Source organism: Mesorhizobium sp. M1227 (genome assembly GCF_040318315.1).
GTDB lineage: Bacteria > Pseudomonadota > Alphaproteobacteria > Rhizobiales > Rhizobiaceae > Mesorhizobium.
The window spans coordinates 1-15,698 of the sequence record NZ_JAMYLZ010000030.1 but is presented as its reverse complement, the minus strand read 5'-3'; the positions used below and the strand labels follow the sequence as shown (position 1 = coordinate 15,698).

Sequence of the window (15,698 nt, the reverse complement as noted above, 5' to 3'; positions counted from 1 at the left end):
GAGACGAGTCGCGACGTCCATGAGAACGCAAATGGCTCGTTTCCAAAGTGCAGACACTGCTTCCGTCACCAGCTCGTTGCGATGGAATCATGTTTGGGATCTGGCGTGCGACATGCCAAGGAAGGCGTCTGACGCATGAGGCTCGCGCGCTGTCGATACCGCGCGGCGGCCGGCCATCGCGCTGGCGGCCGAATTGCCGCGCGCCGAAGTGATCGGCCCCCTTAGGGCGAAGGGGCAGCCACTCCGTCCTCCATGTCCAGCGATTCTTCGACTGCTTCCGGATTCCGGGCGATGGTCCAAGGAGAGTATTCGCCGCTGCATCCGGTTTCGAGCGACCTTGCTCCCAGTTTCGAAGCGTTGCCAGATCGAGGCCATACCTCACGGAGAATGCCTCCTGAGAGAGCTTCGTGCGATCCCGGACTTCGCGAACACTTATCGGCCGCGGCGCATGAACCTTCGCGATCACGCCTGCGGACGACAGTTCATTCTTCAGTGCCAATAGGTCGTCGACGCAAGGAACCGTCACGAACGCCTTGCCGTGATCGACCATCTCCGTGAGTATCCGTGGGCCGTCCTGAGCGGCAGCTGTCTCTTAACGAGAATCCGGGCGGCCTCAGGAGTATTCGCGCCGTGAAGAAAACTGAGGCTCAGTCGGACGGGAGAGCCTGACGACACCGGGACGACGTCCCGGGTTCGCACCCGTTGTCCGTACCGCTCCATGAATTTCGATGTAGTCGACATTAAGCTTCTCCGCGATCACTCGACCGAGCTTGCGCAATTTGGACCATCCCCACTGGAGGCATCGCGATAAAGTACGCCAAACAACGCTAAGGGAGAACAAGCAGTGATCTGATTTCGTTCGACGCTCGTTTTTGAGAGCCGTTCTGGGTCGTTCGCAATCAACTGTGTAGGCCAGCGGAGCGAGCAAGGAGCGCCAGATCCGGACAGGGCTGAGTGGAGTGTTTCTCCGAAAGATGGGGCCATGCCCTAAGGAACACGAGATGTAGTGGACTCGTCGATTCGCGCGGTTTCGATTCGCGCACCCGGGCACAACGCTTGGATAAGTCCCATCAAATGCTCTCCGGTGGCCGTCATCTGTTTAGCTGACATTGGGCCGAGGGCTTCCAGCACGAGCCACATGGCGCGGGTATCGACCGTGACCATGGTGCGCCGCCCCTGCCGCCAGTTCCAGCGGCGGCACGTGACACCGGCATCATCGCACCAGATGACTTCGCCCGGTTCGGGATGCTCGGTTACCATTTCACCTTGCTCGATCGTGTCGAATGGCTCCGCTCCCTTCGCAATTAAAAGTCTCGGGACCCCCTGGTAGAGATCGAGATCTTCCCCGCCAATCGGAACGCCATACAACACGCTGACGGCATTGTAGGCATCAACCAGTGGGGATATCCGCGGGAGAGAGCCATCTTTCCGCACCCGCTTGAGAAGCGCGGCGGCCGAGCACGGCGTTCGATTGGCTTTTGTGCCGAAAGCCTCGTAGGCAACGGCCCACGCCGCAAGATGCGCGTCCCTTTGGGCGTCATCGCGAAGCGCCGCCTGTTCCGCCGCCGCAATCGTGTCGTTCAACGCCTGTGCACCCGGCACGTCGATTTCAGCGTTCCGCACCACAATGCTCATCAGATGAAAATCCGGGTAGCGGGCCTTGATCTCGGGGGCAATCAATGGCGTGAAAGACATGGGATGCTCTTTTCTCATGGGGAGGCTTTGCGCTGCGGGTCGTTCGGGAAATGTTTGAAGAAAGGTGCTTGTCGAGCGTCCAGATCTTCTGGCATCGGCATGGTGCATGCCGCACCATGCGCTGGATAATTCCATCATTCGGCCGTGGACAAGGCCTGGTAGAGATCGTCGATTATCTCTTGCGGGTGCTCGAGCCCGCCTCGGCCGGCAACAAGCTACGCCTCCGCCAGATCCTCCATTTCATAAAAGGCAGCGGGCGCGATATGGATGTGAAGCAGCTTTCCTTGCCGGGTCATGCATCGCTCTCGGAAATTCGTCTCGCACGAAAATCTGCCGCCAAACTGGCCTGATCAACAGCACCAGTTGCATGGCGTTTTCCCAGTCCAGTTGGCTTTGCAACGAAATGCGGTTCAGCCCAAGGGTCGGTTTCCTCGCCAGCACGCCACGTCCCGCCGTTTTAGCCACCGTGTCCCGGCAACGCGTCTTGCACCTGCTTGACAACCGCTCGTAGGATCTCAACGCCCTTCTCGATTTGCCGAATGCTCAAGGCGGCATAGCCCACGACAAGCCCCACGCGATCGATGTGGCCTTCGTCCGATTGCCGCTCGTAAAGGGGCGAGATCAGGTGCAGCCCCAGGCCCGCGCCTCGGGCGGCTTCGACCAGGGTCGTTTCTCGCGATCGCGGCAGTTCGTCGAACCAAACCACGACGTGCAGACCGGCCTCTGCTCCCTGGACAGCGATGCGATCTCCGAAGCTGCGCCGCAAGGCGCCCAACAACGTCTCCCGACGCTCGCCGTTCAGCCTGCGCACACGCCGCACATGGCTTTCGTAGCCGCCACTCTCGATCAAATAGGCCAGAGCCTCCTGTTCAGCCACCGGCGAATGCCGGTCCGCGAATTGTTTGGCGGTAGCGAAGACCTCCTGCAACTCCGTCGGGACGACGAGGTAGCCGATACGCAGCATCGGCGAGAGCGTTTTGGAGATCGTGCCGAGGTAGATGACAGCCCCGTGGTCCTCAAGACTGTGCAGCGGAGGGACCGGATTGATGTCGTAGCGATATTCGCTGTCGTAGTCGTCCTCGATCACATAGGCGTTGTTGTGCCGCGCCCATTCCAGAAGCTGATGGCGGCGCGCGATCGGCATGACGCCGCCCAGCGGAAACTGATGCGATGGCGTGACATAGGCCAGTCGCGCCCCGATCCCCGCCAGCAACTCCGTCTTCATCCCGTCCTCGTCGACGGTGACGGGGATGGGCAAGGCACCCGTACTGGCAAAGACCTGACGCGCCATCCTGTAGCACGGGTCCTCGATGACGAAGCGGTCGGCACGATCGAGAAGCAGGCGAGCGCACAGATCGAGGCCCTGCTGCGAACCGTTGATGATGATGATCTGCTCGAGGTCGCAGCTCAGCGTTCGGGCGCGCCAGAGATAGCCCTGGAGCGCCTGGCGCAGCCGGCGCGAGCCGCGGGGGTCGTCATAGGCAAGACGCAACGGGCGCTGCCCCATCGCCTCGTTCATCGCACGTTTCCAGACCAATGCGGGGAAGTCTGACGGCGCCAGGTCGCCATAGCGGAAATCGACCTTCAGTCCAGTCGGCAGATAATCCGGCCAGGGCGGCGTAACGCGCAGTCGTTCGCCATAGGCGGACAGATGAACCGGGCCGACTCGTTTCGCGACAGTGCGGCTCGTCTCAGGACCGATCAGCGAGGATGCAACGCGAGGTCGTGCGCCTTGACGGACTTCGATGAAACCTTCCGCAGCCAGTTGCTCATAGGCGACCGTCACCGTCGTTCGCGAAACCCCAAGGTCATTTGCGAGGCCTCGGGAGGACGGCAGCTGACTGCCGGTTTCGTAGACACTTCCGAGGATCTGCTCGCGAAGAGCCTCGTAGATCTGGCGTGCACCCATCGCGTGCGTGCGACCTGCAGAACCGGCACTTGAAGACTGGACCATTTCATTCATCGCCAACTGGATATTTCACATTGGCCAGTTTGCCGTCAATCTTTCGGAAACCCAAGAAAGATCTAGAGGCCGAATGACCCGTTCCTATCAATCCGAAACCGATGCTCTCACGCGGTCGCTCAACGACACCGGTCCCGGATTCGCCACTCGGGCGATCCATCATGGCTACGATCCGGCCGGCTTTTCCAATGCCGTTCAGCCGCCAGTCTTCTTGACCTCGACCTATGGATTCGAAAGCGTGGCAGCGAACGAGGCCGCCGCCGCGCTTGGCGGAAGGCTCTATGCGCGCGAATACAATCCGACGACGGAGATCCTCGAGCAACGGCTCGCCAATCTGGAAGGAGCCGAGGCAGGTTTGGTCGTTGCCTCGGGGATGGCGGCTTTCGGCACACTGATCCTGTCGCTCCTGTCCCAAGGCGATGAACTCATCGTCCACAAGACACTTTATGCGAACACGCTTGCCATGGTCGAACAGGCGGTCCCCCGCTTCGGCATCAAGGTCGTCGCGGTCGACCTGTCCGATCCTCACAATCTCGATGCCGCGATCACCGAGCGGACCCGGCTTGTTTTCTTCGAGACGCCGGTGAATCCGCTGAGCCGCATCCTCGACATCGCTGCCATTGCCGAGCGCGCCCACGCGCGCGGTGTAAAGGTTGCAGTCGACAGCACCTTCGCCTCGCCCGCGCTCCAGCGGCCGCTCGAACATGGGGCCGACCTCGTGCTCCACTCGCTGACCAAATACATCAATGGGCATGGCGACGCCCTTGGCGGGGCGATTCTCGGCGACGCGCAAACGCTCCGCACGCTGCACGAGACGGGCCTGCGCTACATCACCGGCGCAGCGCTCTCGCCCATGTCAGCCTTCCTGATCCTCCGCGGTCTGAAGACGCTCACGCTACGCATGGAACGCCACAGCGCCACAGCCCTTACGGTGGCTCAGGCACTCGAGGCGCACCCGGCGGTGGCATGGGTGAGTTATCCCTTCCTCGACTCGCACCCTGATCAGGTGACGGCGCGAAAGCAGATGTCCCAAGGGTCGGGCATGTTGGCCTTTGGCCTCCACGCTGGGTTCGAGGGCGCGCGGCGGATGATGGACCGGCTCAACCTGATCACCCGGGCTGTCAGCCTCGGCGATGCCGACAGCCTCATCTATCATCCGGCAAGCCTGACCCGTGCTCGTCAGCCGATCCGCAAGGATGCGCATCTGGCCGATGGAGTCGGCGAGGACCTCATGCGTCTCTCGGTGGGTCTTGAAGACGCCGATGACCTAATCGCCGACCTGCGGCGGGCTCTGGACGCCTTGTGATGACCTGTCGTCCGGCCAGTCCTGCGCTCACGCACAAACCTGGAGCCTTGCCATGGCATTCCTGAGCGGTCTTTCCGCGTTTCCCATCACGCCCGCCGATCGTGACGGCCGCGTCGATACCGTTGCTCTGCGCAGGCTGATTACTCGGCTTGGCGCCGCTCAGGTCGACTCCATCGGTCTTCTCGGCAGCACCGGCACCTACATGTATCTGTCGCGCGAGGAACGGCGACGGACGCTCGCCGAGACCTTGGACGAAATCGCCGGGCGAATGCCGCTCCTGGTGGGTGTGGGCGCGCTGCGCACCGATGAAGCAGTGAGGTTCGCGCAGGACGCCAAGGCCCTTGGAGCTGCCGCGGGGCTGCTTGCGGCCGCCTCCTATACCCCGCTCACCGAGGACGAGGTGTTCGAACATTTCTCCACGGTGGCGCGCGAAAGTGGCCTTCCGATGGTCATCTACGACAATCCAGGAACGACGCATTTCCGTTTCACCCCAGCACTCGTCAGCCGCCTGGCAAAGGTGCGGGGGATCGTCGCTATCAAGAATCCGACAGACAAGGGCGATGCGATCAAGAGCCATCTGGCCGACCAGAGGCGCACTGTGCCGGAAGGGTTCTCGATCGGCTACAGCGGCGACTGGAACGCCGCAGAGGCCATGATCGCCGGCGCCGACACATGGTACAGCGTCCTCGCCGGCATCCTGCCCGAGGTCTGCGTGAAGATCGTCACGGCGGCGCAACAGGGCGATGCGGCCGAAGCGCGACGGATCGATGCCACGCTTGCGCCGCTCTGGAGCCTCTTCAAGGAGTTCTCGAGCCTTCGCGTCGTCTATGCACTTGCCGAATTGCTCGACATTTGCCGTGCCGACCCCCCGCGTCCCATCCTGCCTCTGCCCTCAGCAGCGAAGCGCCAGATAGCCGCCGCGTTGGAACGCTTGCCATCGGATGCCAGCCGGTGAACAGCGAACCCGGCGGCCAGTGAAGGAACCTGTCATGTATGTACCCGCGCATTTCGATGAACCGAGCCGAGAAGTCCTTTACGAACTGATCGAGAACAGCGCACTTGGCATGCTGATAACCCATGGCCGGAGCGGTCTCGACGCCAATCACATCCCCTTCGAACTTGACACGTCACAGGGAGAAAACGGTACCCTTTATTCCTGCGCGATTAGTACACGTGCCGAAGGAAAGTGCACTTTCTCGCTCGAGTGACTTATTTCAAAGGATGTGATCGCGTTTTGGCACATTCACGGCCCACATGCGGCAGCCGGTAACTCACCACATGGTGAGCAACCAGGAAACCTTCCGGCCTACACTTTCTCCCGGAGCGCGCGTGCTGCAGCAACCATGTTCATGAGGGCAGGGCGGACCTCCTCCCACTTGCGGGTTTTGAGGCCACAGTCCGGGTTTACCCACAGTTGGGCATCGGACAGTCGCTCGCGGGCAAGCATGACGAGATCCGAAATCTCGCCGACTTCCGGGACCCGTGGTGAGTGAATGTCGTAGACTCCGGGCCCGATTTCATTCGGATATTTGGAGCTCGTGAAGGCGTCCAGCAGTTCCATTTTCGAGCGCGACGTCTCAATCGAAATGACATCCGCATCCATTTCAGCGATCGCGTCGATGATCTCGTTGAACTCCGAATAGCACATGTGGGTATGGATTTGAGTCGCGTCCTTTACACCCGTTGAAGCGATCCGGAAGCATTCGACAGCCCAGTCGAGATAGTCGTTCCAATCAGACTGGCGCAGTGGCAATCCTTCGCGAAACGCGGCCTCATCGATCTGGATCATCCTTGCGCCGGACCATTCGAGATCCGTCACTTCGTCGCGGATGGCGAGCGCGATCTGGCGGCATGCTTCGGAGCGGGGTACGTCCTCGCGAACAAATGACCAGTTGAGAATGGTCACTGGGCCTGTGAGCATTCCCTTCACAGGGTTTTCCGTAAGCGACTGGGCGAACTGCCACCAGCGCAGCGTCATCGGATTGGGCCTCGATACGTCGCCGAAGATGATGGGGGGGCGCACGTAACGCGACCCATAGCTCTGCACCCAGGCATGCTGGGTGAAGGCGAAGCCGGACAGCTGCTCGCCGAAATGCTGTACCATGTCGTTTCGTTCGAACTCACCGTGCACCAGCACGTCCAGCCCGATCTCTTCCTGCCAGCAAATTGCAGCCTCGATCTCCTTCTTCAGGAAGGTCTCGTAGTCGACATAGCTCAGCTGGCCCTTCGCATGAGCGGCCCGCGCCCTGCGTACCTGCGGCGTCTGCGGGAAGGACCCGATAGTCGTCGTGGGGAACGGCGGCAGCCCGAGCGTGCCGGCCTGGACTCTGGAGCGCTCGGCAAAAGCGCTCTCTCGTCGCTTCATGCTGTCGTCAATGCTGGCGATCCGCCCCTCAACAAGCGGGTCATGGATCTTCGTGGATGTCAGGCGAGTGGCGGCAGCCTCGGCAGACGCTTTCAACGCGCCTGCCACCGCATCCCTGCCTTGGGACAGGGCCCGGGCAAGCATCACCAACTCGTCGGTCTTCTGGGCCGCGAAGGCGAGCCACGACCTGATGTCCGCGTCGAGCTCCGTCTCCATGCGGAGGTCGATCGGCACATGCAGCATCGAGCAAGAAGGCGCGATCTCGACGCGGTCCAAGGGCCAGCCGGCGACGATCGGTTTGATGCGGTCGAGAATGGCGGGCGCGTTCGCACGCCAGACGTTGCGGCCATCGATCAAGCCAAGCGAGAGCACCAGATCCTTCGGTGCGAGCCGACCCACCGTTTCCAGCTGCTCGGGAGCGCGCACGAGATCAATATGCAGCCCGGCCAGGGGCAGAGAAACCGCGGTTTCGAGATTGTCTCCCAGCGGCCCGAAATAGGTAGCCAGCATGATTTTCAACTCGGGCACGGCTTTTGACAGCTGGCCATAGGCGAATTCGAACGCAGCTCGTTCGTTCGGGTTCAGATCGAGGACAAGCGCTGGCTCATCGATCTGCACCCAATCGGCGCCCGACAGCTTCAAGCTCCGCAGGAGTTGCTCGTAGACGGGCAGAAGCCGTGGTAGGAGCGCGATGGGATCGAAGCCTTCGGCAGGCGATTTAGCCAGCTTGAGGAAGGTGACCGGTCCAAGGATGACTGGGCGTGTGTGAATGCCGAGGGCTTTAGCCTCGAGGAAGTAATCAACCGGCTTCGTCGACGAAAGAGCGAACGTCTGATCATCGTCTAGTTCCGGCACAATGTAGTGATAGTTGGTGTCAAACCACTTGGTCATTTCCATCGCGGTTACGCCAGGCCGATGAGCCGCATGCTGGTGACCACCGTGCCCACAATCCTCCGTCTGACCTTGGTTGCCGCGCGCCATAGCGAAGTAGATGTCGAGTGGGACCTCGCCGCCATTCCAGACGTAACGGGACGGAAGGGCGCCGACCATGGCTGCGGTGTCGAGCACATGGTCGTAAAGCGAGAAGTCGTTCGACGGGATTTTCGACACGCCGCGATCGCGTTGCTCCTCCCAGCTAGCGGCACGGAGCGCCTTCGCCGTCGTGAGAAGGTCGGCAGCGGACGATTTTCCGGACCAGTAGCTTTCAAGCGCGAATTTCAGTTCTCGCCGACGACCGAAGCGGGGCACGCCGAGCGTTGCTACAGGAATTTGCTGAGAGACAGTCATGCATACCCCGATGGTTGGGGCGTCGGTGACAAGGAAGGCGCTAGCAGGCCGGCACGAACGCCAGGCTGCAGCGGCCATCGAGACACCCCGCCCGTGGACGTAATTCGCCGTGGCAGGTCTCCTGGCTCGCGGGGTCATAGCCTCTACCCGTCTTCCCAAGGCTATTCGCCTCAGTGACATGAGTGGGGTTGGCTCGCCGCTAACAGTTGCGGGGGCAGCGCCGGCATCGCACCGGCTTCCCTCTTAGCTCCGCTGCGGCAGCGCCGTACGGAGAACCACGACACAGGAGACAATTACCGCAGTTCGCTTCTTTGTCAACGTCGCATAAAGAAATGTTTATGTCGTTATGTTAAATTTCGGTTGCCATGTTGCCAAAGGTCGCCTTGAAAGCGAAACTATGGAAGCCTTGAGCGGCCGGTAAATCAAAGCAATAACGCACAGCGGTCCAGGAGGATAGGAGTTCGTCGGCTGCCGGCGGCAAACTACCGGCAAGCGCCGTGGTGCTGCTTCCCGCATCATGCGAACGCCACCTCGGCGTCGAACTTCGGCTCCGAGCTTCCGACCGCTATTCGGCTCAATGGCGAGGCTGTTGCCCATGTGGAAGCTGTTGGCCGTGATGCCCTCGGTGATATGACACAACGATTTCGGGGGGAGCACACCGAGGCCAGGCGCAGCGGCGTGTTGCGAAGTGATCGAGGCCAATGTCTCGAACTGCTTGTTCGCAGCCCACCGGCTCAAGGTAACCCGGCTCAAACCACCGGGCCAGCTCAAGTCCTGTCCAAATGAGGCCGAGCGGCAAATCGTCGTGCACGCGCACGGTTTGGCGTTCGATCTTGTGATGCGTCTTGGGCGGACAATCGCCACGGTGCAGCGCGCAGAAGCGGTCCCCAATTGGGAAGCCGAGGGCGGTGAGGGCAAGCCAGCGCCACAGGCGGAAGGGGACTTGGACCTGTTTGCCCTGCTGGACCACAAGTTCGCGACACAGGGCCTCAAGGAGAAGACCAAGAGTGTTTATGCGCGGGACCTCGCCAAATTCATCAAAAGCAGCGGGCAGTCAAAGTTCGGCGCCGATTGACATGGAGATAGCCATCGCGGCGGACCGCAAGCCGGAATACAACCGGGTGCAGGCGGCCAAGCTCGTCCACAAGATGGCGTCGGGCACACACCGGCGATGGGAGAGCGGACCGTGGAGTGCAGGAACTTCACGCCTATCCACGCTCCCGTGGACGTGTCCTGCGGCACATCGGCAGCGATATTGAGGAGGCAGTTGAGCTTCTGGTCGAGCACTCTTACCTGCCACTACCCACGCTTAACGTCATCTCGTACTGAAAACGCACCACGCAAGGTCGAGATGTAACATGCGCCCTTCGTGGATGGTTCTAAGCTTCCTCGGGCGCGGTCAATCTGTGATAACGGTCGCTTGGAACCTGCATCACCGCGACGCGATCAAGGTTGGCGTATCGCGCTCGGTAGTAACCTTCTTCCTCCACTTCGGCGAAACTACACTGGGGAACGTCAAAGGTCGCAGCTTCCAATCCGAAGAAAGTCGTAGCGGTTTCTTCATCCAAGAAGTTCCACTCATCTTCTCCGTCGTCATATGTGACGCGAACATAGGAGGCCATGCGCACGGCTTCCTGATCACCCATCTCTGCGATGATGGCATCGCATTCTTTCTTCAGCTTTCCTGAAACCTCACCCTTATCCCAGTCATCCAAAGCCCGATAGATTTCTGGATGATAATACTCTGGCATCTCCTCTACATCTTCACCGATAAGCTCAATGGTGCGGACATATTGCGGATTTATCAAGAGTATTTTGTTGTCAAGGCTCCAACAATACAGCCATGGCCTGCTTGTGTTATTTCTACGAAGATTATGAAGTTCCTTCAACTGACGTAAAATCGATTCACGCGCCTTTTCATCGATAGGATATTGGCGGCTGCCAACAGTCGTCTTGATTCTGAGCGTGCCGTATCGCGTTTCGGCATCGGCAATTGCAAACGGGCTCGTGCGCCACTCCTCGACATCAATCTTCCAGCCCAGCAGCTCCTCGACCGTGCATTTCAACGTGAGACAAAGGTCCTTGATCTGCTCGACGTTCAACTGCGTTTTGCCTGTTTCCCAACGGGCCACAGTCTGTTGCGTCGTTGCCATCTGCTCTGCCAAATCTTTTTGAGTCATGCCCAGTCGAACCCTAAGCTCTTTCATGTTCATAACTCACCTCGCGTGTTCAACACACGCATTGTGGATGAATTAATCTAATCGTCAAGCGTGTTCAAAAATCGCAGCATGTGTTTTTAGGGCGTCTTCGAGGCTCCGGCAGCCGTTCGTGACCACTTGCGCAAGACACAGGGCTGGTACACAGCACGAATGGGCGATCAAAAATTACTGCTGAACTTCAGATAATTATTGTGGGCGAGTCTGGATCTCTCTGATCGACACGATAGTCGACCATCACCATGATCGGGCCGCTTCGTGGCCGCAGGTCAAGTTGCAGCGTCGGTTCGCTGAACTTGTTGGTCGGATCCAGATTGAGCGTTTCAAAATCCGGCTGACGCAGAAGGATGCCCATCAGTCCCCCAATGACAAGAACCAGCTGGCGGACGAGCAAGGCTCCCGAAACACCTTGGACATCCGCCAGTTCGCCCCAAAGCCAGCTTCCCGCCGCCATGCCGCCGTATGTGGCCGTCTGATAGAGAGAGGGCGCGTCCAACCACCCCCCGCGGCGACGAAAGCTGCACTGTGACGTAAACAGCGAGAATGATTGAATCCAGGCCGCGCCGGCTGGCATGAGGTTGAGACAGCTCAGCCCAACGTGCTCGCTCCATGCCCGAAAGAAGCAGCTGATCGCCAATACAAAGAACGCACCGCGAATGACCCATTCGTTGGAGAGAATTTCTCGGACCCGCCCGATGAGGAGCGCGCCGCAAATCGCTCCCAGGCCGAAGAAGCCGAGCATCACGCCGTAGGTGACTGCGGTCCCTTTGATCTGTTCGCGAGCGACCAACGGCAGGAGAGCCAAAATGACAACGGCGGTGAGGCCGAAAATGAAACTCCGGCACATCACCTTGAGAAGGTTCGGCGACAAGAGCACGTAACGGAAGCCCGCCGCCATCGCACTGCCGAAAGCCTCCCGCGGCAGCGCTTGTCGCGCCCGTTCGGCTTTCCATCGCAACAGCGCAGCGATCAGAGCGAAGTAGCAAAGGACGTTGAAGAGGAACGCGAAGGCCGCACCGGCTGTGGCCACGATTATGCCGCCAATCGCCGGCCCGATGCTGCGCATGAGATTGTAGCTCATGCCGTTGAGCGCAACCCCGCTTGGCAGGTGTTCGCGAGGCAGGATATCTCCCATGGAGGCTTGCCAAGAGGGATCGTGCAATGCCCAACCACAGCCGACTAGGAAGGTGAGACCCAGAAGGGTCCAGGGTGTCATTCCCCGCATAGGTCAGGAACGCCAGGACGGCGGATACGCAGACCATCAGCAGTTGCGCAGTCAACATGATCCGGCGACGGTCAAACTTGTCCGCGAGCGCTCCCGCCGCGAGCGAGAAGATCATGTAGGGGAGGGTGGTCGATGACTGGACGAGCGCCACCATTCCATGGGAGGTGGCGATGCTCGTCATCAGCCAAGCTGCCGCCGCACCTTCCACTAGGGTGCCAAGGTTCGAAATGAGTGCAGCCGACCATAGCGAACGGAAGGTCTTGTGCTGAAAAGGAACCAGTGAAGATGTTCTCTTCGCCATTGTGGGAAGCTTCGGGATCGACCGCGGGGCTGGATTTGGTTCGCCTCACTCAACCATGGCCTCGCCATACAAGCCAAGCTGCCACAGTGGCGCGCCTGCTAACCCAGAAAACTTGGCGGCCTTAACTACCCCCTGAGGAGTGTCTCTCGACATTCCTCAGGGAACTCGACGCGAATGTCTGCAATATCCGCTAAGCGGGCAGAATTTCTGCGACAGCATTTGCTGAAACCCTACTTTACAACAGTGTGGCGCTTCCGGCCGAGCGAAAGCCGGATCGGGAGGTCTTGGGAAGATATCATTGTATCAACCTCGACAACGTTGCCGTTGATCCGCACACCTCGTCCCGAGATCGCCCTTCGCGCTTCCCCTTTGGAGGAGGTCAATCCGGCGCGTACCAGCAAATCCACAAGGGCTACTCCGGCCAACCCCTCGGCGTCATTTAGATGAAGCGTCGGTAGCCCCTCTGCGGCTTCGCCCTGCCCAAATGCTTGGCTAGCCGTGGCCTCCGCCTGTTTGGCGGCGTTAGTTCCATGTGCCAGGGCCGTAGCTTCGTTGGCGAGACGTTCTTTGACGGCGTTTAGCTCGGTTCCTTCAGCCTGTCCAAATCGCTCGATCTCGTTCATCGGCAGATCGGTGAAAAGCTTCAGAAACCGAACGACATCAGCGTCTTCCGTGTTACGCCAGAATTGCCAGTAATCGTATGGCGAAAGGCGATCTTCGTTCAGCCACACAGCTCCGGCAGCCGTCTTACCCATCTTGACACCTGAAGGAGTCTTCAGAAGCGGCGTAGTCACTCCGAAGACTTCCTTTCCATCCGTCCGCCGTATCAAGTCGATGCCATTGATGATGTTCCCCCACTGGTCGGCTCCACCCATCTGCAAACGGCAACCGGTCCGGCGGGTTAGCTCAAGGAAGTCGAACGCTTGGAGGACCATGTAGTTGAATTCTAAGAAGCTCAGATTCTCCTGCTTTTCCAGCCGCGACTTCACACTGTCGAAAGAGAGCATCCGATTGACGGAGAAATGCCTGCCGACGTCTCTCAGCATGTCGATCCAACGAATGCTGTCCAGCCAGTCGGCATTGTTCACCATCACGGCATCCGTCGGGCCGTCTCCGAAGACAAGGAGACGGCCAAAGACCTTTCTGATCCCTTCAATGTTGGCGGCGATCCGCTCGTCCGTCAGCATCGGCCGCGCGTCCGAACGGAAGCTGGGATCGCCGATGCGGGTGGTCCCACCCCCAATGAGAACGATGGGTTTATGGCCAGTCTGCTGAAGATGACGAAGCGCCATGATCAGAAGAAGATGGCCGACATGAAGACTGTCAGCCGTCGCATCGAAACCAGCGTAAGCGGGTACGATGCCTGCTTCAAAGGCGGCATCGACACCCGGCAGGTCGGTCCCTTGATTTACATAGCCGCGCTCAATGAGCGTCTTCAAAGCCGCCGAATATGGTTTGGAATGACCGGTTGATAAATCGGGAAGTGCCATAGGGAATCCTCCTGGTATTGCCGCAAGGGGTCCTCTCAATGAACAAAGCCGCCTGACGGCGGCTTGTTTCAAGGCATGATCGAAACGCGCCGCTCCTTATGGAAGCGTCGCATAATAGATTGCAGCGATGAGCGCGGACTTGATCATGTGCCGATGCATAAAGGACTTTTTCCGCACCTGCAAGCAATCTGAAATGGTTACTTCGGGGAGCTGCCGAGCCTCTGTCGCGACGATTTGCAACTGATTTTTGCACCTCGCAGAACTCAACTTTTGCGACAACATTTCCTGCTTCCCGCTTTCCTTCTGATGTCGAGCCCAGCGCGCTTCACCTGCGCTTCGCTGCAGCCGGTCAGCTTTGCCGTCCTGCTGATACTGTTGCCGCCAGACCGGAAGACAATAATGCGTTCGTGTGTCACCAAGTCAGCTTGGCCTCCGGCGGGGCGGCTTATCCGGATGACTGCACGCGATCAGTTGCTGGTTCAAGACAGGGAAGAAGGCCTGCATCGCCTTTGCCGATGTTCAAGGTCAGTTCAATGTGGGTAATTTTCCGATGCCGTATTGCGCCACCGGCAAAAACGGCGTGAATCCTGAAACCTACGCCTGCAATTGGTGTGAAGCAGGCGAAAAGGGCTGCAGTGGCGGCGATTTCATCGAGGAAGGTTTGCGGCGGCGGCAGCGACACCGTTTTCTCGCGTCAGCAAATCCCGCCAAACCATTACCACCCCAATTGCGACCACGATATTCAGGGGCCGTACCGGAACCACGAGGGTCCTTACCAGGCGTGTCTCGCCACGCAAACCACCACCCACAATGGCATGGTGTTTGCCCTTAGAGCCTGACCCGAAACTCGGTTTTGGGGGTGGAAGCGGTTGAGTGGCCCCGTCCGTTGTGATTCGCTTGAGTTGTCTAGACTTGAACGGAATAACGACATGGGTTGGACGGAGACCACCCGCCGGCGATATTGCCGCGCGGGGCAGCGAGATGCAAACGCGTTGACGGACAGGGAATGGGCGTTGCTCGAGCCGTTCCTGCCGGGAACGAAGACAACGGGACGACCGCGGACGACAGAACTTCGGGCGGTCGTGGACGTGCTCCTCTACATCGCCTGGACCGGCTGCCAATGGCGGGCATTGCCGGATCGGTTCCCGCCGGTCTCGACGGTTCAACGCTATTTCTATGCCTGGCGGGACAACGGGCTGTGGAAGACGATCAACTTCCACTTGGTGGCTGCGGCACGCCTGGCGCTTGGTCGCGAGGCGAGCCCGAGCGCCGGTGTCATCGACAGCCAATCGGCAAAGACCACGGACGTTGCCGGTTTGCGTGGTTACGACGTCGGCAAGAAGGTCAAAGGCCGCAAGCGCCATATCATTACTGCCACCGAGGGACACTTGGTCGGGCTGACGGTGCACACGGCCGACATCCAGGAAGGCAGTCGGCGTCATCGCCTCCATTCGACGGCTTTCTCCCTGGTTGCGGCATCTGTTCGCCGACGGCGGCTATGCCGGAGAAAAACTGTCGCAGGCACTGGCCAATCTCGGCACATGGACCATCGAAATCATCAAGCGCTCCGACGCGGCCAAGGGCTTTGAGGTGCTGCCACGACGATGGGTCCTCGAGCGAACTTTCGCCTGGCTGGGACGTTGTCGCCGGCTCGCCAAAGACTTCGAGGCGACCATCGCCAGCGCCGAGGCATGATGGGGTGGACGGCGCCCGACGGCATCGGATGTGCCAGAATGAGTTCGTTGATATCTCAAACAAGGGAGCCGTCCGTGGAACACCTTATCCGTATTGGCATGGATACGTCCAAGAGTGTTTTTCAGCTGCATGGTGTCGACGCTGCGGAGCGTTCG

At 59.7% G+C, this 15,698-nt stretch carries 10 protein-coding genes, 3 pseudogenes and 1 riboswitch; of the genes and pseudogenes, 5 read left to right on the top strand and 8 right to left on the bottom strand.

Annotated elements, in window-relative coordinates:
* Window positions 1-987: 987 nt before the first annotated feature.
* The 3 genes and pseudogenes from NKH28_RS26090 to pdxR all read right to left on the bottom strand — a co-directional run bounded on the left by NKH28_RS26090 (window position 988) and on the right by pdxR (window position 3,658).
* Window positions 988-1,695 (bottom strand): B3/B4 domain-containing protein, encoded by a 708-nt coding sequence (locus NKH28_RS26090; protein ID WP_352980746.1) that lies wholly within the window; start codon window positions 1,693-1,695, stop codon window positions 988-990.
* A 218-nt stretch (window positions 1,696-1,913) separates the two neighbouring features.
* A pseudogene (locus tag NKH28_RS26085) lies at window positions 1,914-1,991 on the bottom strand (MOSC domain-containing protein); the annotation flags it as partial.
* Between the two features lie 161 nt (window positions 1,992-2,152).
* Window positions 2,153-3,658: a MocR-like pyridoxine biosynthesis transcription factor PdxR gene (gene pdxR, locus NKH28_RS26080; RefSeq protein ID WP_352980780.1), complete on the bottom strand. Its 1,506-nt coding sequence runs from the start codon at window positions 3,656-3,658 to the stop codon at window positions 2,153-2,155.
* Window positions 3,659-3,731: 73 nt separating this feature from the next.
* Between pdxR and NKH28_RS26075 the strand changes: the two genes are divergently transcribed.
* The 3 genes from NKH28_RS26075 to NKH28_RS26065 are packed head-to-tail and all read left to right on the top strand — an operon-like array spanning window position 3,732 to window position 6,172.
* On the top strand, window positions 3,732-4,964 hold the full coding sequence (locus NKH28_RS26075; RefSeq protein WP_352980745.1) for a trans-sulfuration enzyme family protein: 1,233 nt from the start codon (window positions 3,732-3,734) through the stop codon (window positions 4,962-4,964).
* Window positions 4,965-5,016: 52 nt separating this feature from the next.
* The gene (locus NKH28_RS26070; protein WP_352980744.1) at window positions 5,017-5,919 is read left to right on the top strand and encodes a dihydrodipicolinate synthase family protein; all 903 of its coding nucleotides are present in this window, start codon (window positions 5,017-5,019) and stop codon (window positions 5,917-5,919) included.
* A gap of 34 nt (window positions 5,920-5,953) precedes the next feature.
* On the top strand, window positions 5,954-6,172 hold the full coding sequence (locus NKH28_RS26065) for an FMN-binding negative transcriptional regulator (RefSeq protein ID WP_352980743.1): 219 nt from the start codon (window positions 5,954-5,956) through the stop codon (window positions 6,170-6,172).
* Window positions 6,173-6,270: 98 nt separating this feature from the next.
* Here NKH28_RS26065 and metE read toward each other — a convergent pair whose 3' ends face one another.
* Window positions 6,271-8,616, bottom strand: a complete 2,346-nt coding sequence (metE, locus tag NKH28_RS26060) for a 5-methyltetrahydropteroyltriglutamate--homocysteine S-methyltransferase (RefSeq protein ID WP_352980779.1) — start codon at window positions 8,614-8,616, stop codon at window positions 6,271-6,273.
* Between the two features lie 94 nt (window positions 8,617-8,710).
* Window positions 8,711-8,911, bottom strand: a riboswitch (cobalamin riboswitch).
* 393 nt (window positions 8,912-9,304) lie between these two features.
* Here metE and NKH28_RS26055 point away from each other — a divergent pair.
* Window positions 9,305-9,691, top strand: coding sequence for a hypothetical protein (locus NKH28_RS26055; RefSeq protein ID WP_352980742.1), 387 nt, complete (start codon window positions 9,305-9,307; stop codon window positions 9,689-9,691).
* A 304-nt stretch (window positions 9,692-9,995) separates the two neighbouring features.
* Here the strand turns inward: NKH28_RS26055 and NKH28_RS26050 are convergent, their stop codons facing one another.
* From NKH28_RS26050 to NKH28_RS26035, 4 genes and pseudogenes are all read right to left on the bottom strand, one after another.
* On the bottom strand, window positions 9,996-10,829 hold the full coding sequence (locus NKH28_RS26050) for a helix-turn-helix transcriptional regulator (RefSeq protein ID WP_352980741.1): 834 nt from the start codon (window positions 10,827-10,829) through the stop codon (window positions 9,996-9,998).
* Between the two features lie 184 nt (window positions 10,830-11,013).
* Window positions 11,014-12,358, bottom strand: a pseudogene (locus NKH28_RS26045) (MFS transporter).
* Window positions 12,359-12,588: 230 nt separating this feature from the next.
* Entirely contained in the window at window positions 12,589-13,848 is a 1,260-nt protein-coding gene (gene tyrS / locus NKH28_RS26040; protein ID WP_352980740.1) for a tyrosine--tRNA ligase, read from the bottom strand.
* A 445-nt stretch (window positions 13,849-14,293) separates the two neighbouring features.
* Window positions 14,294-14,530, bottom strand: coding sequence for a hypothetical protein (locus tag NKH28_RS26035; RefSeq protein ID WP_352980739.1), 237 nt, complete (start codon window positions 14,528-14,530; stop codon window positions 14,294-14,296).
* Window positions 14,531-14,777: 247 nt separating this feature from the next.
* Here NKH28_RS26035 and NKH28_RS26030 point away from each other — a divergent pair.
* A pseudogene (locus NKH28_RS26030) lies at window positions 14,778-15,543 on the top strand (IS5 family transposase).
* Window positions 15,544-15,698: the final 155 nt, after the last annotated feature.

Coding starts and splice junctions, on each gene's coding strand:
- NKH28_RS26090 (WP_352980746.1), bottom strand. CDS start 1,695: ATGTCTTTCACGCCATTGATTGCCCCCGAGATCAAGGCCCGCTACCCG.
- pdxR (WP_352980780.1), bottom strand. CDS start 3,658: ATGAATGAAATGGTCCAGTCTTCAAGTGCCGGTTCTGCAGGTCGCACG.
- NKH28_RS26075 (WP_352980745.1), top strand. CDS start 3,732: ATGACCCGTTCCTATCAATCCGAAACCGATGCTCTCACGCGGTCGCTC.
- NKH28_RS26070 (WP_352980744.1), top strand. CDS start 5,017: ATGGCATTCCTGAGCGGTCTTTCCGCGTTTCCCATCACGCCCGCCGAT.
- NKH28_RS26065 (WP_352980743.1), top strand. CDS start 5,954: ATGTATGTACCCGCGCATTTCGATGAACCGAGCCGAGAAGTCCTTTAC.
- metE (WP_352980779.1), bottom strand. CDS start 8,616: ATGACTGTCTCTCAGCAAATTCCTGTAGCAACGCTCGGCGTGCCCCGC.
- NKH28_RS26050 (WP_352980741.1), bottom strand. CDS start 10,829: ATGAACATGAAAGAGCTTAGGGTTCGACTGGGCATGACTCAAAAAGAT.
- tyrS (WP_352980740.1), bottom strand. CDS start 13,848: ATGGCACTTCCCGATTTATCAACCGGTCATTCCAAACCATATTCGGCG.